Source organism: Blastococcus aurantiacus (assembly GCF_900102425.1).
GTDB classification, from domain to species: Bacteria; Actinomycetota; Actinomycetes; order Mycobacteriales; family Geodermatophilaceae; genus Blastococcus; species Blastococcus aurantiacus.
Genome location: NZ_FNBT01000002.1, coordinates 496280 through 516715, shown reverse-complemented (window position 1 = coordinate 516715; position 20436 = coordinate 496280). Strand labels below are relative to the sequence as shown.

13 protein-coding genes are annotated in these 20436 nt (G+C 74.1%); all 13 read left to right on the top strand.

Annotation, left to right across the window (positions count from 1 at the left end):
• The first annotated feature begins 21 nt into the window (after window positions 1-21).
• The 13 genes from glmU (at window position 22) to BLS70_RS05910 (ending at window position 20370) form a co-directional block, all read left to right on the top strand.
• Entirely contained in the window at window positions 22-1539 is a 1518-nt protein-coding gene (glmU, locus tag BLS70_RS05970; RefSeq protein ID WP_091764704.1) for a bifunctional UDP-N-acetylglucosamine diphosphorylase/glucosamine-1-phosphate N-acetyltransferase GlmU, read from the top strand.
• Entirely contained in the window at window positions 1536-2516 is a 981-nt protein-coding gene (locus BLS70_RS05965) for a ribose-phosphate diphosphokinase (RefSeq protein WP_091764703.1), read from the top strand. The genes glmU and BLS70_RS05965 overlap by 4 nt, the downstream gene beginning before the upstream one ends.
• A gap of 33 nt (window positions 2517-2549) precedes the next feature.
• Entirely contained in the window at window positions 2550-3578 is a 1029-nt protein-coding gene (cysC, locus tag BLS70_RS05960; RefSeq protein ID WP_255362257.1) for an adenylyl-sulfate kinase, read from the top strand.
• A 129-nt stretch (window positions 3579-3707) separates the two neighbouring features.
• Window positions 3708-4421: a 50S ribosomal protein L25/general stress protein Ctc gene (locus BLS70_RS05955; RefSeq protein ID WP_091764702.1), complete on the top strand. Its 714-nt coding sequence runs from the start codon at window positions 3708-3710 to the stop codon at window positions 4419-4421.
• Window positions 4418-5077, top strand: coding sequence for an aminoacyl-tRNA hydrolase (gene pth, locus BLS70_RS05950; RefSeq protein ID WP_369406216.1), 660 nt, complete (start codon window positions 4418-4420; stop codon window positions 5075-5077). The genes BLS70_RS05955 and pth overlap by 4 nt, the downstream gene beginning before the upstream one ends.
• Before the next feature lie 196 nt (window positions 5078-5273).
• Complete coding sequence (locus BLS70_RS05945; protein WP_091764700.1) at window positions 5274-6770, top strand: sugar transferase; 1497 nt, start codon at window positions 5274-5276, stop codon at window positions 6768-6770.
• A gap of 150 nt (window positions 6771-6920) precedes the next feature.
• Complete coding sequence (locus tag BLS70_RS05940) at window positions 6921-8150, top strand: DUF1972 domain-containing protein (RefSeq protein WP_091764699.1); 1230 nt, start codon at window positions 6921-6923, stop codon at window positions 8148-8150.
• Window positions 8147-8893, top strand: a complete 747-nt coding sequence (locus tag BLS70_RS05935; protein ID WP_091764698.1) for a CDP-alcohol phosphatidyltransferase family protein — start codon at window positions 8147-8149, stop codon at window positions 8891-8893. The genes BLS70_RS05940 and BLS70_RS05935 overlap by 4 nt, the downstream gene beginning before the upstream one ends.
• Window positions 8890-9618: a hypothetical protein gene (locus BLS70_RS05930; protein WP_091764697.1), complete on the top strand. Its 729-nt coding sequence runs from the start codon at window positions 8890-8892 to the stop codon at window positions 9616-9618. The genes BLS70_RS05935 and BLS70_RS05930 overlap by 4 nt, the downstream gene beginning before the upstream one ends.
• 5 nt (window positions 9619-9623) lie before the next feature.
• The gene (locus BLS70_RS05925; protein ID WP_091764696.1) at window positions 9624-10823 is read left to right on the top strand and encodes a glycosyltransferase; all 1200 of its coding nucleotides are present in this window, start codon (window positions 9624-9626) and stop codon (window positions 10821-10823) included.
• Entirely contained in the window at window positions 10820-11551 is a 732-nt protein-coding gene (locus BLS70_RS05920) for a polysaccharide deacetylase family protein (protein ID WP_218122296.1), read from the top strand. Before BLS70_RS05925 ends, BLS70_RS05920 begins: the two co-directional genes overlap by 4 nt.
• A gap of 227 nt (window positions 11552-11778) precedes the next feature.
• Window positions 11779-16323 carry a PKD domain-containing protein gene (locus BLS70_RS05915; RefSeq protein WP_091764695.1) on the top strand — a complete coding sequence of 1515 codons (4545 nt, stop codon included), beginning with the start codon at window positions 11779-11781 and terminating at the stop codon, window positions 16321-16323.
• A 258-nt stretch (window positions 16324-16581) separates the two neighbouring features.
• Complete coding sequence (locus tag BLS70_RS05910; protein WP_091764694.1) at window positions 16582-20370, top strand: PKD domain-containing protein; 3789 nt, start codon at window positions 16582-16584, stop codon at window positions 20368-20370.
• Window positions 20371-20436: the final 66 nt, after the last annotated feature.

Sequence of the window (20436 nt, the reverse complement as noted above, 5' to 3'; positions counted from 1 at the left end):
CCGTCACCGTCGAGGAGTTCCGTGGCCAGCCAGGTTCCGTCCGCGTCCCGTACCGCAGGGCAACCGGCCGTCGCCGGCGTCGTCGTCCTGGCCGCTGGTCAGGGCACCCGCATGCGCTCGTCGACGCCGAAGGTGCTGCACACCCTCGGTGGCCGCTCGATGCTCGGGCACGTCCTCGCCGCGGCCGCGCCGCTGAGCGCCGGCACCACCGCCGTCGTCGTCGGCGCCGGCCGCGAGCAGGTCGAGGCGCATCTCGCCGAGATCGCCCCCGGCGCCCTCGCCGTCGTGCAGGAGCAGCAGCTGGGCTCGGGCCACGCGGCCGAGGTGGCGCTGGCCGCCGTGCCCGACCTCGACGGCTCGGTCCTCGTCGTCAACGGGGATGCGCCGCTGCTGACCGCCCGCACGCTGGCCGCGCTCGTGGCGGCTCATGACGCCGCCGGCAGCGTCTTCACCGTCCTCACCGCCGAGGTCGAGGACCCGACGGGTCTGGGCCGCATCGTCCGGGACGAGCGCGGTGCCCCCCGGGCCATCGTCGAGGAGCGGGACGCCACCGACGAGCAGCGCGCCATCCGCGAGGTCAACGCCGGCGTGTACGTCGCGAACGCGGGCACGCTGCGCCGGGTGCTCGCCGGCCTCGGGACGTCCAACGCGCAGGGGGAGCAGTACCTCACCGACGCGCTCGCGCCGCTGGTCGAGGGCGGGGCGCCGACCGCCGCCGTGCGCGCCGACGACCCCGACGACGTCCTGGGCTGCAACGACCGCCGAGAGCTGGCCGAGCGGCGGCGCACCCTCAACGACCGCGTGCTGGACGACCTGATGCGCGCCGGCGTCACCGTCGTCGACCCGCAGACCACCTGGGTCGACGTCACCGCGAGCGCCGAGGCGGACGCCGTCCTGCACCCGGGCACCCAGCTGCTGGGCGCGACCACCGTCGCCGCGGGCGCCGTCGTCGGGCCCGACACCACCCTCGCCGACTGCGTGGTCGAGGCGGGCGCGACGGTGCTCCGCTCGCACTGCCTCGGCTCGGTGATCGGGCCGGAGGCCACCGTCGGGCCGTTCAGCTACCTGCGCCCCGGCAGCCGCCTGGCCCGCGGCAGCAAGGTGGGCGCGTTCGTGGAGACCAAGAACGCCGAGGTGGGGGAGGGGTCCAAGGTCCCGCACCTGTCCTACGTCGGTGACGCGACCATCGGCCGGGGCGCCAACATCGGTGCCGCCACCGTCTTCGTCAACTACGACGGGGTGGACAAGCACCGCACGACCATCGGCGACCACGCGCGGATCGGCTCGGACACGATGCTGGTGGCGCCGGTCACCATCGGGGACGGCGCCTACACCGCGGCCGGGTCGGTGATCACCAGCGATGTCCCGCCGGGCGCCATGGGCGTGGCGCGGGGGCCCCAGCGAAATGTGGCAGGCTGGGTCCGGCGCCGACGGCCGGGTACTCCCGCCGCGGAGGCCGCCGCAGCCGCCGAGCGGCGGGCGGATGCCCCCGAGAACACCGGGGCGCACGACGACGACGAGGGACAGCAGACCCGATGAGCGCCATCCGGCAGACCACCAACAAGAGCCTGATGCTCTTCTCCGGCCGGGCCTACCCCGAGCTCGCCACCGAGATCGCCGGGCACCTGGGGGTCACCCCCACCCCGACCGCGTCCTACGAGTTCGCCAACGGCGAGCTGTTCGTCCGGTTCGAGGAGTCCGTCCGCGGCTGCGACGCCTTCGTGCTGCAGAGCCACACCGCGCCGATCAACACGTGGCTCATGGAGCAGCTGATCATGGTCGACGCGCTCAAGCGAGCCTCGGCCAAGCGGATCACCGTGGTCGCGCCGTTCTTCCCCTACGCCAGGCAGGACAAGAAGCACCGCGGCCGCGAGCCGATCTCGGCCCGCCTGGTCGCCGACCTCTTCAAGACCGCCGGCGCCGACCGGCTGATGACCGTCGACCTGCACACCGCGCAGATCCAGGGCTTCTTCGACGGCCCGGTCGACCACCTCTTCGCCCTCGACCTGCTGATCCACCACGTCAAGGAGCGCTGGGGCGACCGCGACATCACCGTCGTCTCGCCGGACTCCGGGCGGGTCCGCGTCTCGGAGCGGTGGAGCGACAAGCTCGGCGGCACCCCGCTGGCCTTCATCCACAAGACGCGCGACCCGCTGGTCGCCAACGAGGTCGTCGCCAACCGCGTCGTCGGCGAGGTCGAGGGCCGGGTCTGCATCCTGGTCGACGACATGATCGACACCGGCGGCACGATCGTGAAGGCGGCCGAGACCCTCTTCGACGCCGGTGCGGCCGACGTGATCGTCGCCGCCACGCACGGCGTGCTGTCCGGCCCCGCGGTCGAGCGGCTCTCGAACAGCAAGGTCAGCGAGGTCATCATCACCAACACGCTGCCCATCGAGGACGACCGCCGCTTCGACAAGCTGACCGTCCTGTCGATCGCCCCCCTGCTCGCCCGGGCGATCAAGGAGGTCTTCGAGGACGGCTCGGTGACCTCGCTGTTCGACGGCGCCAGCTGAGCACCGGCACCCGCCCCCGATCGGCACCCGCCCGTGCCTGACACCCGGTCCCGCCTCGATGACGCCGAGGTGGCGGCGCTGGCCCGTCACGCCTTCGGGCTGGCCGAGGCCGTGTCCGGGCTCCCGACGGCGGAGGCCTACGAGGACGCCCAGGGCGTGCTCGTCGCCGTCCGCGAGGACGGTCGGCTCACCGTCGTCGAGGTCCCGCGCTGGCGGTCCCCGGCGGACGTGGCCGCAGGGCTGACCGGGCGGGGGTGGACGGATCCCGTCGCCTGGGTCGGGCACCCGCCGGCCGACGCCGGGGAACTCCCCGCGCGCGTGCTCGCGCTGGTCCCCGTCGCGGGTGCGCCCGCGGACTCCGCGTCGATGTCCGCGGCGGCGGCCGCGTGGGCGGCGGTGCGCGGCAGCGGCCGGGAGGTGGAGCTGGTGTTCGTGCCGGTGACCGCCGCGGCCCCCGAGGTCAGCTGGGCGTCCCTGGCCGCGGCCTACGGCGCGACGCTCCTGGGCAGCCGGGTCGGCTCCGGGCCCGAGGGCCCCCCGGCGGGCAGGGTGCTGTTCTTCACCGGGCTGTCGGGCGCGGGCAAGTCGACGATCGCCGCCCGCGTCGTCGAGCTCCTGGTGGAGGAGGGGCGCGGGGTCACGCTGCTGGACGGCGACGAGGTCCGCCACCACCTGTCCGCCGGCCTGGGCTTCTCGCGCGCGGACCGGGACACCAACGTGGAGCGGATCGGCTGGGTGGCCGCCCGCATCGCCAAGCACGGCGGCATCGCGGTGTGCGCGCCCATCGCGCCCTACGCCTCGGTCCGCGGGGCGGTCCGCCACGAGGCCGAGAGCCAGGCCGGCCCGGGCAGCTTCGTGCTCGTCCACGTGGCGACGTCCCTGGCCGACTGCGAGGAACGCGACCGCAAGGGCCTGTACGCGAAGGCCCGCCGCGGGGAGATCCCCGCCTTCACCGGGATCAGCGACCCCTACGAGGTCCCGGTCGACGCCGAGGTGACCCTCGAGACGCGCGGCCGCACCGTCGACGAGTGCGCCCGTCAGGTGCTCGCGCACCTGGGGTAATCTGGCTCCCGTTGCCCGGCGAGGGAGCAGTCCGACTGCTCCGTGATCGACGTGCGTGTGCCCCCGCGGGGTGCGCTGCGGTCGGTCGCCGGCACGCACGCAGACCCTCTTCGCTAGGAGCACACCACCGTGGCTGACTTCCGTCTCGAGGCCGAGACCCGCACCGAGTTCGGCAAGGGCAGCGCCCGTCGCACCCGCCGCGCCGGCCGCGTCCCCGCCGTCCTCTACGGGCACGGCCAGGACGTCGTCCACCTGTCGCTGCCCGCCCGCGAGTTCGCCGCGGCCCTGCGCAACGGTGGCGGTAACGCCCTGCTGACCATCGTCCTGGACGGCAACGAGCAGCTCGCGCTGACCAAGGCCATCCAGCGCGACCCGCTGACCCGCCAGCACAAGCACGCCGACCTGCTGCTCGTCCGTCGCGGCGAGAAGACCACCGTCGAGGTCCCGATCGTCATCGTGGGCGAGCCGGCCCCCGACGCGATCCCGAACCACCAGCTCAACACCGTCTCCATCGAGGCCGACGCCACGAAGCTGCCCGACAGCATCGAGGTCGACATCACCGGGCGCAGCGCCGGTCAGAACATCGCCGCCGGTGACCTCGTCCTGCCCTCGGGCTCGACGCTGATCACCGACCCCGAGGCGATGGTCATCGGCTTCCTGGGCGCCCCGACCGCCGAGGCGCTGGAGGCCGAGCTGGCCGAGGCCGAGGCCGAGGCCGGAATCGAGCGCGAGGAGTCCGACTCCGCCGCCGAGGGCACCGGCGAGGGCGACGTCGTCCCCGAGCCGTCGGCCCAGGGCAGCGGCGAGTCGATGGACTCGGCCGAGAAGTCCGCGGACAACTGAGGCATCCGCTGACCGACAGCACGACCCGCGGGGGCGCCGGCACTGCCGGCGCCCCCGCGGCGTCCGCTCCGGGCGAGGGCCCGTTCCTCGTCGTCGGGCTCGGCAACCCCGGGCCCGGGTACGCCGGCAACCGGCACAACGTCGGCGCGATGGTGCTCGACGTGCTCGCCGAGCGGGCCGGCATCCGGCTCTCGCCGGGCAAGGGCGCCCGCTCCCGCGCGGTCAGCGGCGAGGGGCGGCTGGCCGGCCGCCGGGTCGTCCTGGCCCGGCCGCTGACCTACATGAACGAGTCGGGTGGTCCCGTCCGCGGGCTGCTGGACTACCACAAGCTGCCCGCCACCGACCTCGTCGTCGTGCACGACGAGCTCGACATCGACTTCGCCGTGGTGCGGCTCAAGCGCGGAGGCGGCGAGGGCGGGCACAACGGCCTGCGCTCGATCACCCGCTCCACGGGGACCAAGGACTACCTGCGCGTGCGGGTGGGGATCGGCAGGCCCCCGGGTCGCCAGGACCCCGCCGACTACGTGCTCAAGGACTTCTCCTCGACCGAGCGCAAGGAGCTGGACCTGCTCCTCGTCGAGGCGGCCGACGCCACCGAGCTGCTCCTCGCCCGTGGCCTGGAAGCCGCGCAGAACGAGGTCCACCCCCGCACCTGACCGTCGCGCTCCGTGAGCGGGGCGTCGGTGCCTCCCGAAAGGGTGAACGGTCGCGCTCCGTGTTGACCCTGACGGTCACGGACTGTGAGTGTTGCTCCTGCGCAAGGACCGCACTCGGGGGAGAACGTCCTGTTCGGAGCCTTCGAGCTCCATCCCCCGTATCGGTCCGAACACGCTGCGTAACGGGGGAGTGGACATGTTGGTCGACAGGGCAGCAGTGGGTGAGGGGCTGGACCGGATCCCGGTCCCGCGCGGGAGCCAGGAGGCTCAGCGCGTCCCCGCGCTCGACCGCCGGGCCACCGCCTCCTGGGTGCGCAACTACGCGCTCACCCTCGCTGTCGTCGAGGCGCTCGCCGCCGCGGTCGTCGGCACCCTCGTCGTCGTCACCCGCCCCGAGGGCCTGCCGCCGGTGCCGTCCCTGTTCTGGGCCGCCGTCGCCCTCGTGGTCGCCTGGCCGCTGCTGCTCTGGGGTTGCGGTGCCTACACCGAGCCGATGTTCGGCACCGGCAGCGACGAGTACCGCACCGTCGGGCGGGCCGGTCTGGTCCTGCTCGCCCTCGCCGGCTTCGTCTCCTACGCCGCCGACCTCGACCTGAGCCGGGCGCTCGTCGTCGTCGGCATCCCCGCCCTGGCGGTGACCACGCTGGCGTGGCGCTACGCCGCACGGTGCGGTCTGCGCCGGCTGCGGGCCCGCGGCCGCTGCACCAAGCGCGTGGTCGTCGTCGGCCGCGGCGGTGCGGTCATGGAGCTGGCCGACCGGCTGCGCCGCGAGCACTACGCGGGTCTGGACGTCGTCGGCTTCTGCGTCACCCCCGCCGACCGGACCCGGGTGGCCGGGCTGGCCGACGTCCCGGTCGAGGGGCTGGACGACGTGGTGTCGATGGCGGCCCGCCTGGGCGCCGACACCATCGCCGTCACCTCCGCCAGCGAGACGGCGGCGCAGTACCTCCGCCAGCTGTCGTGGCGCCTGGAGGGCAGCGGCGTGGAGCTGCTCGTCGCCCCGGGTCTGATCGAGGTGGCCGGCCCGCGCCTGCACATCCGGCCCTTCGAGGGTCTGCCCCTGCTCTCGGTCGAGCAGCCCCGCTTCGAGGGCTGGCGCCGGATGGTCAAGGGTGCCGTCGACCGGTGCGCCGCCGCCCTGGCGCTGCTGGTGCTCTCCCCGGTCCTGCTGGGCATCGCGCTCGCCGTCCGGCTGGGCAGCCGCGGCCCGGCGCTGTACCGCCAGGAGCGGATCGGCATCAACGGACGGTCCTTCACGATGCTGAAGTTCCGCAGCATGGTCGTCGACGCCGACCAGCGCCTCGACGCCGTCCGTGCGGGCAACATCTCCGACGGACTGCTGTTCAAGATGCGGGAGGACCCGCGCGTCACCCCGGTCGGCCGCTGGCTGCGCCGGCTCTCCCTCGACGAGCTGCCGCAGCTGTTCAACGTCCTGGGCGGCTCCATGGCGCTCGTGGGTCCCCGGCCGCCGCTGCCGGCGGAGGTGGCGCGCTACGACTCCTCGGTCAGCCGACGGCTGCTGGTGAAGCCCGGCCTCACCGGGCTGTGGCAGATCTCGGGGCGCAGCGACCTGCCGTGGGAGGAGGCCGTCCGGCTCGACCTCCGCTACGTGGAGAACTGGTCCCTGGCCCTGGACTTCCTCATCCTCTGGAAGACCACGCGGGCCGTGCTCAACCGGTCCGGGGCGTACTGACCCACCCCTTTCGGAGGTCATCCGGAGGGGGGACGGCGTCCGGCGGAACGGCGCCCTCGGAGCCGCGGGCCGCGATCCTGGATCGGCGGTGCGTGACCACGCGCCGCAGCGGCCCTGCTGGTCGCTGACCAGCGAACGAACGGATCGACGATGCGCATCGCCATGCTGGGGACGCGGGGCGTCCCGGCCCGGTACGGCGGCTTCGAGACCGCGGTCGAGGAGGTCGGCCGGCGGCTGGCCGACCGCGGGCACCGCGTCGTCGTCTACTGCCGCACCGAGCGCGGGGACGCCGCCCGGCCCGGCCGGCACCTCGGCATGGAGCTGGTCCACCTGCCCGCCGCCCGCAAGCGGGCGCTGGAGACGCTGAGCCACTCGGCGCTGTCGGTCGGCCACCTGCTCGCCCACCGCACCGACGCGGCCTTCGTGTTCAACGCCGCCAACTCGCCGCTGCTGCCGATGCTGCGCGCCGCCCGCATCCCCGTCGCCACGCACGTGGACGGGCTGGAGTGGAAGCGCGCCAAGTGGGGCCCGGTCGGCCAGCGGTACTACCGCGGAGCCGAGTCCCTGGCCGTGCGCTGGTCGGACGCGCTCATCGCCGACGCCGTCGGCATCGCCGACTACTACCGGCACGAGTTCGGGGCACCGACGACGCTGCTGACCTACGGCGCCCCCCTGATCGAGCCCGGGTCCGACCGGCTGGCCGAGCTGGGGCTGGAGCCCGGTCAGTACCACCTCGTGGTCGCCCGCTTCGAGCCGGAGAACCACGTCGAGCTCATCGTCGACGGGTACGCCCGCAGCTCCGCCACCAAGCCGCTCGTCGTGGTCGGCTCCGCCCCGTACTCCGACGAGTACACGGCCCGGGTGCACGCCGCGGCGGACGGCCGGGTCCGCTTCCTCGGCGGGGTCTGGGACCAGGTGCAGCTCGACCAGCTGTACGCGAACTCCTACACCTACCTGCACGGTCACTCCGTCGGGGGCACCAACCCCTCCCTGCTGCGCGCCATCGGCGCCGGCGCGGCGGTGCTGGCATTCGACTGCGACTTCAACCGCGAGGTCGTCGCCGAGGCCGGGCGCTACTTCGGGAGCCCGGCCGACGTGGCCGCGCTCGTCGAGGCCGCCGAGGCCGAGCCGCGGCGGATCCGGTCCGCCGGGCGGCGGGCCCGCGAGCTGGCCGCCAACTACGACTGGGACGCCGTGGCCACCGGCTACGAGAAGCTCGCGCAGGCCCTGGCCCGTCGCGACTTCCCCACCCGGCGCCCCAGCGGCCGCCGGATGCACCCCACGGCACCCGCACCCCTGCGCATCCCGGAGCCCCGACCGCGGCCGGTGGCCGAGGCGGCGGACGCCTCGGTCATCCGGTTCCCCGGAGCGCAGCAGTGACCGCGGTGACCCTCCCGGCCGACGAGACGCTGCGGGCGACCCTCGCGCGGCTGGCCGGAGCGCAGAAGGGCGCGGTCGGTGCGCCCGCCTACTCCCGCTTCGTCAACCGCAGACTCGGGCGCCTCTTCGCCGCGCTGGCGTTCCACGCGGGGCTGACCCCCAACGCGGTGACGGCGATCAGCGCCGGCTTCACCGCGACGGGCATCGGCCTGGTGGCCCTCGTCCGTCCGTCGTGGCCCATGGCCGTCGCGGTCGCGGCGTGCCTGGTCGTCGGGTACGCGCTCGATGCCGCGGACGGGCAGCTGGCCCGCCTGCGGGGTGGAGGGTCCCCGGCCGGGGAGTGGCTCGACCACATGGTCGACGCCGTGAAGTCCTCCAGCCTGCACCTCGCGGTGGTCATCGGCATGTACCGCTTCGAGACCGTCGACACGACCCTGCTGCTGGTGCCGCTGGGCTACGCCGTCGTCGATGCGGTGCTCTACTTCGGCACCATGCTCAACGAGGCCCTGCGTGCGCAGCACGGGGTGGTGACCCGCGCGCAGGCGACCGGCGAGCGCGCCAGCGTCACCCGGTCGCTGCTGGTCCTGCCGACCGACTACGGGCTGCTCTGCTGCGTCTTCGTCCTCTTCGGTGCACCGGCGCTGTTCATGTCGGTGTACGCGTTCCTGTTCTTCGCGATGGCGGCGTTCCTCGTCCTCGCCTCGGTCAAGTGGTTCCGCGAGATGGAGAGGTTGCCGCGATGAGTTCCACCGACGCACGCACGAGTGGAGTCGCATCCGGACCGGAGGCCGGGCGGCCGGAGCCGTCACCCCCTGCCCGGTGGGACCGGCGCCGCCTCCTCCTCGCGGCCGGCGCGGCCCTGCTCGTGGCGGCACTGGTGGTCGTGCTCGCCCTGACCCGCGGCGACGACACGGACCGGACCCCGGCAGCCGCCGGGTCGAGCGCACCGTCGACGGCACCGTCGACGGCCGAGTCGACGGACGCGGGGACCACGCCGACCGGGACCGCCGCGCCGACGACCGCACCGGCTCCGGAGACCCCCGTCGCCGGACCCGACGACCAGCTGCCCCCGGCGCTGGAGCCCGTGGGGCTCGAGGCGCAGGGGCCGGTCGGCGACGGCACCGTGGTGACCCTCCCGGCGATCGAGGCCGTCCAGGGCAGCGGCCAGGGGCCGGGCAACGTGGCGGGGCCGGCCCTGCGCGTGACCGTGCGCATCCTCAACGACGGCGACCAGGAGATCTCCCTGGACGGCGTGGCCGTGAACCTGTCCTACGGAACCGACGCCGCTCCGGCCTCGCCGCTCGACGACTCGTCCTCGAGGCCCTTCACCGGCCGGCTCGCCCCGGGCGAGGAGGCCGAGGGGGTCTACGTCTTCAGCGTCCCGTCCGGCGCCCGGGAGACCGTCACCGTCGACGTCGGCTACCGGGCCGGTGCGCCCCGCGTGCTGTTCACGGGCCGGGCCGCCTGACGCCGATGTCCGCCAGCTCCCACCGCGGTCGCGGCTCCGGCGGCGCCGGGCCGGCGCGGCCGCCGGTCCTGGTCGTGCACCCGGGAGCGGAGCTCTACGGGGCCGACCGCGTCCTGCTCGGGTCGGTGGCCGCACTGGTCGCCGACTTCGACGTGACCGTCGCGCTCCCGGGGCCGGGTCCGCTGACGGCGGAGCTCGAGGCGCTGGGTGCGCGGGTGGTGCGGTGCCGGATGCCCGTCCTGCGCAACGGCGCGCTCCGGCCGGCCGGCCTGGCGCGGCTGGTCGCGGACGCGCTGCGCGGGCTGGTCCCGGCGCTGCGCCTGATCCGCCGGCACGGCGCCGCCGGCGTCTACGTCAACACCCTCACCCTGCCGTCGTGGCCACTGCTGGCACGCGTGGCGGGGCGGCGGTCGCTGTGCCACGTCCACGAGGCGGAGCAGTCCCTGCCCCGGCTGCTGCGGCGCGGCCTGGCGCTCGGTCCCGCGCTGGCCCACCGCGTGGTGGCCAACAGCGGCTTCACCCGTGACGTCCTCGCGGAGGTCGCCCCGCGGACCGCGCGACGCAGCACGGTCGTGCACAACGTCGTCCCGGGACCGCCGGTGCTCCGGCCGGTCCGGGAGACGCTGACCGGACCGCTGCACCTGCTCTACGTGGGCCGGCTCTCGCCCCGCAAGGGACCGCAGGTGGCCGTCGCGGCGCTCGACGAGCTCGTCCGCCGCGGGGTCGACGCCCGGCTGGTCCTCCTCGGGTCGGTGTTCACCGGCTACGAGTGGTTCGAGGCCGAGCTGCGGACCACGATCGCGGCCGCCGGCCTGGACGACCGCGTGGACTTCGTCGGCTTCCGGAGCGACGTCTGGCCGCACCTGGCCGACGCCGACGTCGTCCTCGTGCCCTCGGTCGGGGACGAGTCCTTCGGCAACACCGCGGTCGAGGCCGTGCTGGCCGCCCGCCCGCTCGTCGTGAGCGACCACAGCGGGCTGCGGGAGGCCACCGCCGGGTACGCCGGGGTGCGGGCCGTCGACCCGGCGCGCCCCGAGGAGTGGGCCGACGCGGTCCAGGCGGTGACCGGCGACTGGGGGGCGACGCGCGCGGCCGCGCTCGAGGACGCCGCCCAGGCGCAGCGGCGGCACACGTCGTCGCGCTACCGGACCGAGCTCGTCGCCCAGGTGCGCGCCCTGACCCGAGAACTCCGAGGAGAGCTGTGACCGCCGCCGTACGCGGGACGCGGGTGAGCATCCCGCCCGTGCTCATGTACCACTCGATCAGCCCGTCGGCCGAGCCCGATCCGCACCGGCTCCGCGTGCACCCGTCGCGGCTGGAGCGGCACCTCCGGCTGCTTCGCCGGCTCGGGCTGCGCGGGGTGTCGCTGGGGGAGCTCCTGCAGGCGCGGGAGCGAGGGACCGCGGCGAGGCTCGTCGGCCTCACCTTCGACGACGGCTACACCGACTTCCTCGACCACGCCGTCCCGCTGCTGCGGCAGTACGGCATGACCGGCACCGTCTACGTCGTGGCCGGCCGCATCGGCGGGCACAACGAGTGGGACGAGGGCCCACGGTTCGGCCTCATGACCGCCGACCAGGTGCGCGCCGTCGCCGCGTCCGGCCTCGAGATCGGCAGCCACACCATGACCCACGCCCGGTTGGCGGGAGCGGACCCGGCCACCCTCGCGGAGGAGATCGGCGGCAGCCGCCAGGTGCTGCAGGACGTCCTCCAGGAGGAAGTGGCGGGCTTCTGCTACCCCTACGGCAGCTACGACGACGCCGCGGCGGACGCCGTCCAGGCGGCGGGCTACGACCACGCCTGCGTCACGGGGGACTACGTGCCCGGCGACCGTTTCACCCTGCCCCGCTGCTACGTGAGCCCACGGGACACCGCCGCGCACGTCGCGGTCCGGCTGGGCCGGCACCACGTGCGGCAGCGCCTCTCCGGCTGACCACGACGAGCCCGGATCCCCCTGGTCGGCGCGATTCCGGCGACGATCTCGGAACGCCCTCTTCGCTCACGCTGCGTGAGCGGAGGGGGCGTCGTTCTGCGTCCAGGCCGCGCATGTCGCCTGATGGAGTGACCCTCTCACCCCTGGTGCGGCCATGATCGTCACGCTTAGTATCCGCCGAGACCAGCGTCCGACATCTCGCGGACGCCTGTGAGCGGGGGACAGCAATGACTGCATGGGGGATCTCGGCGCGCCGCGCCGTGGCATCGGTGGTGAGCCTGGCGCTCGTGGTCGTGCCGGTGGTGGGGCTGCTGGCCCCGGGGACGGCGTCGGCGGACTCGGCTCCGCTGGACGTCGCGAACCCGCGGACGCCGCTCACGGTGACCGCGGACGCGCTGCCGACCGTCCAGATCGACGGGGTCGCCTGGTCCCAGGTGGTCGTGGGCAACACCGTGTACGTCGCCGGCAAGTTCACCCGGGCCCGGCCCGCGGGTGCGGCCCCCGGCACCTCGGAGACCGTCCGCAACAACCTGCTGGCGTACGACATCCGCACCGGTGCGCTGATCACCTCCTTCGCCCCGGACCTCAACGGGCAGGCCCTCGTCGTGACGGCGTCCCCGGACGGCCGGCGCATCTACGTCGGCGGTGACTTCAACCGCGCCAACGGGCAGACCCGGTACCGGGTCGCGGCCTACGACACCGCCACCGGCGCGCTCGTACCGAACTGGGGCCCCGCCGTCAACGGCCGCGTGCGCGCCATCGTCGCCACCGACACCACCGTCTACCTCGGCGGTGGGCTGAGTGCGATCGGCTCGACCCCCCGCACGCGGCTGGCAGCCGTCTCCGCCACCAACGGAGCGCTCCTGCCCTGGGCGCCGGTCCCGGGCGTGGGCCCGACGGACGGCAACACGCTCTACCCCCAAGGCGACCCGCGGAACGACAAGACCAGCGACGAGGTCATGGCGATGGTGCTGACCGGCGGCGGCTCGCAGGTCGTCGTCGGCGGGCGGTTCGACACCCTCAACGGGGTCAAGGCCACCGGTGTCGGTGCCCTGGACCCGGTCACCGGCGCGACGCGGCCCTTCGCGGCCAACCAGGTCATCACCAACCAGGGCGTCAACGCGGCCGTCTACAGCCTGAGCACCGACGGCACCACCGTCTACGGCACCGGCTACGACTACTACGGGCCCGGGAACCTGGAGGGTTCGTTCTCGGCCACGGCCGACGGCGGCGCCGTGCAGACGATCAACGACTGCCACGGTGACACCTACTCGAGCTTCCCGCTGGGTGGCGCCCTCTACCTCGCCGGGCACCCGCACGACTGCGGCAACATCGGGGGCTTCCCCGAGGAGAACCCGCGGATCAACAAGTTCGCCACGGCGGTCAGCCTGGCGCCCGCCGGCACCGTCGGCGGCAACACGATGGCCAACTCCAACTTCGTCGGCAAGCCCGCGCCGGCGCTGCTGCCCTGGTTCCCGACGATGGAGCCGGGCAAGGTGACCGGCCAGGCGCAGGCCGGCTGGTCGGTGGCCGGGAACAGCCAGTACATCGTCTACGGCGGCGAGTTCCCGCGGGTCAACGGGACGCCCCAGGCGGGCCTGGTCCGCTACGCGCTGCCCACGATCGCCCCGAACAAGGTGGCCCCGAAGAGCAACGACGGGCTGACCCCGACGGTGGCGTCGACGTCGGCCGGGGCCGCGCGGGTGTCGTGGCAGGCCACCTTCGACGACGACAACCAGAACCTGCGCTACCAGGTCATCCGCAACGACCGCCCGACGCTGCCGGTGTTCGAGACCACCGCGCCGTCCACGTTCTGGGACCGGCCGACGCTGGGCTTCGTCGACCGCGGCCTGACGCCGGGCAGCCGGTACACCTACAAGGTGGTCGCCTACGACCCCTTCGGCAACTCCGCCTCGCGGGGCACCACCGCGGTGACGGTCTCGGGTGACACCGCCGCCGGCGGCCTGTACGCCGAGACGGTCCTCGCCGACAGCCCCACCCACTACTGGCGTCTCGGCGAGGCGGCGGGGGCGACCCGCAGCTACGACCAGGCCGCCTTCGACGACCTGGCGCTGGGCACCGGGGTCACCTCGGGCACCGCCGGTGCCCTCGCGGGCACCGGCAACACCGCCGCGGACTTCGACGGCTCGTCGAACGGCACGGCGGCCACGCCGAGCGCCGTCGCCGGCCCGCAGAACTTCGGCGTCGAGGCGTGGTTCCGGACGACCACCACGACCGGCGGCAAGATCGTCGGCTTCGGCAGCAGGGCGACCGGGACCAGCGACAGCTACGACCGGCACGTGTACATGGACGACTCCGGGCGCGTGCACTTCGGCGTCTGGCTCGGCTACGGCGCGACCCTGCAGACGGCGCCGGGCCTCAACGACGGCTCGTGGCACCACGTCGTCGGCTCGGTCGGTCCCGACGGCATGACGATGTACCTGGACGGCCGGCTCGTCGGCCAGCGCAGCGACGCGACCGGGGCGCAGGCCTACAACGGCTACTGGCGCGTCGGAGGCGACACCGCCTGGGCGGGGTCGAGCCCGTGGTTCGACGGCCAGATCGACGAGGTCGCGACCTACGCCGGCCCGCTGACCGCCGCGCAGGTGCAGCGCCACTTCGTCACCGGCAGCACGGGTGAGACGTACAACGAGCCGCCGACCGCGGCCTTCACCTCCGCGGCCACCGGTCTCGTGGCCACCTTCGACGGCTCGGCGTCCGCCGACACCGACGGGACGGTCCGCACCCACACCTGGGACTTCGGTGACGGCAGCACCGGCACGGGGGCCTCGGTCGGCCACACCTACGCGGCTCCCGGCAGCTACCGGGTGACGCTGACGGTGACCGATGACCGCGGCGCGACGAGCTCCGCGTCCCGGTCGGTGGCGGTCGCCGCGACCGGCACCGTCGGAGGGCCCTACTCGGAGGCCGTGCTCGCCGACGGCGCCAGCCACTACTGGCGACTCGGGGAAACGGCCGGCGACGCCCTGGACTTCGCCGGCACCGCTGACCTCGAGGTCGGCTCGGGCGTGACCCGGGGGATCGCGGGTGCGGTCGTCGGGGACGCCGACTCCGCGGCGGCCTTCGACGGCAGCGGTGAGGGGCGGGCCTCCACCCGGACCCGTGCGCCCGGGCCCGACCTGTTCAGCGTCGAGACCTGGTTCCGCACGACCTCCACGGCCGGCGGGAAGATCATCGGCTACGGCAACCGGTCGTCGGGCAACAGCTCGAACTACGACCGGCACCTCTACATGGACGAGTCCGGTCGGCTGTCCTTCGGTGTCTGGACCGGCGCGATGAGCATCGTCCAGAGCGGCACCGGGCTGAACGACGGCCGCTGGCACCACGTGGTCGGCTCGCTCAGCCCCGCAGGTCTGGCCCTGTACGTCGACGGGCAGCCCGTGGCGCAGCGCGACGACGTCCGCGCCGGCGAGGCCTACGAGGGCTTCTGGCGCATCGGCGGGGACAGCACCTGGGCCGGGGCGAACTACTTCGCCGGCGACCTCGACGACGTCGCCGTCTACCCGGCCGCGCTGCCGGCGGGCACGGTGGCCGAGCACTGGCGGCTCGGGACCTCGACGCCCCCGCCGCCCCCGGCGAACCAGGCGCCGACGGCGGCCTTCGCCGCCGCGGTGTCCGACCTGCGGGTGCAGCTGGACGGCTCGGGCTCGGGTGACGCGGACGGCAGCGTGACCGGCTACGCCTGGGACTTCGGTGACGGGACGACGGGGACGGGTGCCACGACGTCGCACACCTACGCCACGGCCGGGGAGTACACCGTCCAGCTGACGGTGACCGACGACGACGGTGCGACGAGCTCCGTGCAACAGGTCGTCACCGCGACCGCGCCGCGGGTGAACCAGCCGCCGGTCGCCGCCTTCAGCACGGCCGCCTCCGGGCTGACCGCCACGGCGGACGGGTCCGGCTCCTCCGATGCCGACGGCACCCTCGCCTCCTACGCCTGGGACTTCGGGGACGGCCGCACCGCGACGGGCGCGACGACGTCGCACACCTACGCGGCGGGTGGCACGTACACCGTGCGGCTGACCGTGACCGACGACGAGGGCGCGACGGCCTCGGTCGAGCACCCGGTGACCGTGACCGCGCCGCCGCCGGCGGTGGCTCCGGTGGCCGCCGACGCCTTCGAGCGCTCGGTGAGCTCGGGCCTGGGCCGGGCCGACGTCGGCGGCGCGTGGACCGCGGCCGGTGGCGCGCTCTCGGTCGCCGGTGGGGTGGGCCAGTTCCAGGTCGCGGCGCCCGGCGGCTCGGCGGCGGCGATGCTGAACGCCGTGTCGGTGCGCGACCTGTCGTTCCAGGTCGGGCTGTCCCTGGACCGGGCGCCGACCGGTGGTGGCACCTACGCCTACCTGACCGCGCGTCGCACCAGCGGCAGCAACATGTACCGGACGTCGGTCAAGTTCCAGGCCGACGGCAAGGTGGTCGTGGCCCTGCTGCGGAACGCCGGCGGCACCGAGGTCGCCCTGCGGACGCTGACCCTGCCGGGCACCTACGCGCCGGGCAGCGTGCTGCAGGTCAAGCTGGACGTCGCCGGTGCGGGCACCACCACGCTCCGGGCCAAGGCGTGGACCACCGGCACCGCCGAGCCGGTGGACTGGCAGCTCACCGCCACGGACACGACGGCCTCGCTGCAGACCGCCGGCGTGGTCGGGGTGTCGGCCTACGTGTCGGGCTCGGCCGCGGCGGTCCCGGTGCGGCTGCTGGTCGACGACCTGTGGATCGGTGCCTCCGGGACGTCGCGCCCGACTCCCTGATCCCGGGGACCAGCGCGAGGACCCGGGTCCGCGGGCCCCCGCCGGCAGCACGCTGCTGCCGGCGGGGGCCCGTGGCGTTGCGCGCCCGCGCTTCGTCACTCTGTGCGGTCGGCCGGTTCGTCACCGTGAGTATCTGCCCTGCGTATCCCCCTATTGCGTGATGGTGGCGTCCCCGCGCGGTCACGCATAGTGGCGATGCCCTGGTTCCCGGGCTCCTGGGGACCGGTGCATCGGAGCACGACACACGGGGGAAAAGACATGACCGGATCGACCGCGCCCGCGTCCAGACGAGTTCTGGCCGGCGTCCTCAGCACGCTCCTGGCGGCGGGCTCCCTGAGCTTGCTGGTGAGCCCGGCACGAGCGGACACGGCCCCGGTCGCCGCGACGACGCCCACGACGGTGTCCGCGGATGCGCTGCCCACGGTGCAGATCAACGGCGTCGCGTGGTCGCAGGTCGTCGTCGGCAACACCGTCTACGTGGCCGGCAGCTTCACCTCCGCACGCCCGGCGGGTGCCCCGGCCGGCGTCTCCGAGACCCCCCGCAACAACCTGCTCGCCTACGACATCCGCACCGGCGAGCTCGTCCGGTCCTTCGCGCCGAGCCTCAACGGCCAGGCCCTCGTCATCACCGCCTCGCCGGACGGCAAGCGCCTCTACGTGGGCGGCGACTTCGACAAGGTCGACGGCCAGACCCGCTACCGGATCGCCGCGATCGACACCGCGACCGGTGCGCTGGTGCCCAACTGGGGCCCGGGGGTCAACGGCCGGGTCCGTGCCATCGTCGCCACCGACAGCACCGTCTACTTCGGTGGCAACGTGCAGGCCGTCGGGTCCCACACCCGCAACCGGCTGGCCGCCGTGTCCGCGTCGAACGGTGCGCTGCTGCCCTGGGCGCCGGTCCCCGGCGTCGGTTCCACCAAGGGCAACCGCGACGGCAGCACCAAGACCAGCAACGAGGTCCTCGCCATGGTCCGCACCGCCGGCGACCAGATCGTCGTCGCCGGCCGGTTCGACTCCCTCAACGGGACCAAGGCGACCGGCGTGGGCGCGCTCGACCCGGTGAGCGGCGCGACGCGCCCCTTCGCGATCAACCAGCTGATCACCAACCAGGGCGTCAACTCGGCGATCTACAGCCTCAGCACCGACGGCTCGACCGTCTACGGCACGGCCTACGACTACAACGGCCCCGGCAACATCGAGGGCTCGTTCGCCGCCGCGGCCGACGGCGGGGCCATCCGCTGGATCAACGACTGCCGCGGGGACACCTACTCGAGCTTCGCGACCGGCGGCGCCCTCTACATGGCCGGGCACCCGCACGACTGCGCCAACATCGGCGGCTTCCCCGAGCAGAGCCCCCGGGTCAACAAGTTCGCCACCGCGGTGAGCCTCGAGCCGGCCGGCGTGGTCGGGTCCAAGACGCTGACCAACAGCAACTTCGCCGGCAAGCCGGCCCCCGCCCTGCAGAACTGGTTCCCGACCATGAGCCCGGGCACCTTCACCGGCCAGGCCCAGGCCGGCTGGACCGTCACGGGCAACGACAGCTACGTCGTCTACGGCGGCGAGTTCCCGCAGGTCAACGGCGTGGGCCAGCAGGGGCTGGTGCGCTACGCCCGCCCTGACATCGCCCCGAACAAGGTCGGCCCGTACACCTTCGCGTCCGCCCCGACCGTCACCTCCCCGGCCCCCGGGCAGGCCCGGATCAGCTGGACGACGACGAACGACCGGGACAACTCGCAGCTGACCTACGCGGTGTACCGCGAGGGCGAGGCGCTGCCGGTCGCCGAGTCGGTCAACGCCTCCACCTGGTGGGAGAACAGCCAGCTGACCGCCACGGACGTCGGCGTCTCGGGCTCCCTCCGCTACCGCGTGACGGCGACCGACCCCTTCGGCAACACCGTCGGCTCCGACTGGGTGCCGGTCCAGGTCGCGCCCGCGACCACCGGCACCGTCCCCTACGCCGACCGGGTCCGCGCCGACGGTGCGCAGTCCCACTGGCGGCTGGGTGACCGCTCGGGCAACGCGGTGGACGCCATCGGTTCCCGGCCCATGACGGTCGGCAACGGGGTCACCCGTGGCGTCGCCGGCGCCGTGCCCGGTGACGCCGACACGGCCTACTCCTTCGCCGGTACGGCCAAGGCCACCATGGCGACGCAGACCGCGACCGCGGCGCCCAACGTCTTCACCGTGGAGGCGTGGTTCCAGACCTCGTCGGCCACCGGCGGACGGCTGCTCGGCTTCGCCAACTCCCAGTCCGGCACGAGCAGCAAGTACGACCGCCAGGTCTACCTGGACGCCCAGGGCCGGCTGAACTTCTCGGTCAACGCGCCGGTCATGTTCTGGACGACGCAGCGCACCGTCACGAGCATCGCGACGTTCAACGACGGCAAGTGGCACCACGTCGCTGCCTCGATGGGTGCGAACGGCATGGCGCTGTACGTCGACGGGACGCTGGTGGGCTCGCGCACCGACACGAAGTCCGGGGAGTCCTACAACGGCTACCTCCGGGTGGGCAGCGACCGCGCGATGGGTGGCTCGAACACCTTCAGCGGCCGGATCGACGAGGTGGCGTACTACCCGAAGGCGCTCACGGCCGCCCAGGTCATGGGGCACGTCAGCGGCGCCCCGGTGAACCAGGTCCCGGCCGCCCGGTTCTCGTCGACCACCACCTACCTGACGGCGGACCTCGACGCGAGCCGCTCGGTGGACGCCGAGGGTCCGATCGCCTCCTACGCCTGGACCCTCGGTGACGGCACCACGGCCACCGGCCGCACCGTGTCGCACACCTACGGCGCCGGCGGCACCTACGTCGTCGGCCTGACGGTCACCGACGCCGCGGGTGCCACCAGCACGAGCAGCCGCCTGGTCCAGGTGAGCCCCGAACCGCCGAACCAGGCGCCGACGGCCGCGTTCACCTCGTCGGTGGCCGACCTGCGGGTCGACGTCGACGGCGCCGGCTCGGCCGATGCCGACGGCTCCGTCGTCTCCCACGACTGGGACTTCGGCGACGGGTCGACCGGAACCGGTGCGACGGCGTCGCACGACTACACCGCCGCGGGCACCTACACCGTGCGGCTCACCGTGACCGACGACGACGGCGCGACGGCCACCGCCGAGCGGGAGGTCACCGTGACCGCCCCGCGGGTGAACCAGGCGCCGACGGCGGCGTTCACGTCCACCGCGACGGACCTGTCCGTGGTGGTCGACGGAGCCGCGTCGGCCGACCCCGACGGAACGGTGTCGTCCTACGCGTGGGACTTCGGTGACGGGACGACCGCCACCGGTGCCACGGCGTCGCACGCCTACACCGCGGGTGGCACGTACACGGTGCGGCTGACCGTGACCGACGACGACGGCGCCACCGCCGTGGTCGAGCGTGCGGTCCTCGTCGGGGCGCCGCCGCTGGCGATGGACGCCTTCGAGCGGGAGGTCGCCAGCGGGTTCGGCGTCGCCCAGGTCGGCGGCGCGTGGACCCTGTCCGGTGGCGCCGCGTCGGTCTCCGGCGGCGTCGGTCACCTGGACGTGGCCACGGGAGGGGCGTCGGCAGCGGCGCTGCTGAACTCCGTGCAGGCGCGCGACGTGGCGGTGCAGGCCGGGCTCTCCCTCGACCGGGCGCCGACCGGGGGCGGCAGCTTCGTCTACCTGATGGCACGCCGCACCGCGGGCAACAACGTCTACCGGGTGTCGGTGCGCTTCCAGGCCGACGGCAAGGTGGTCATGGCGCTCCTGCGGACCGCTGCGGGCACCGAGACGGCTCTGAAGACGATCACCCTGCCGGGCACCTACACGCCCGGCACCGTCCTCCAGGTGCGCTTCGACGTCACCGGCGCCGAGACGCCGACGCTCCAGGCCAAGGCCTGGACCTCGGGCACGGTCGAGCCCACCGGCTGGCAGCTCAGCGCCACCGACACGGGCGCGAACGCGGCGCTGCAGGGCGCGGGCGGCATCGGGGTGTCGGTGTACGTCGCCGGCTCGGCGACCGCGCCCGTCCGGGTGAACGTCGACGACCTGTGGGCCGGTGCGGCCGGGACGGCCCCGATCGCGCGCTGACGAACACCTCGTAGCTCCACCTGATGAGGGAGGGCCCGGCTCCGGCCGGTGCCCTCCCTCATCGGT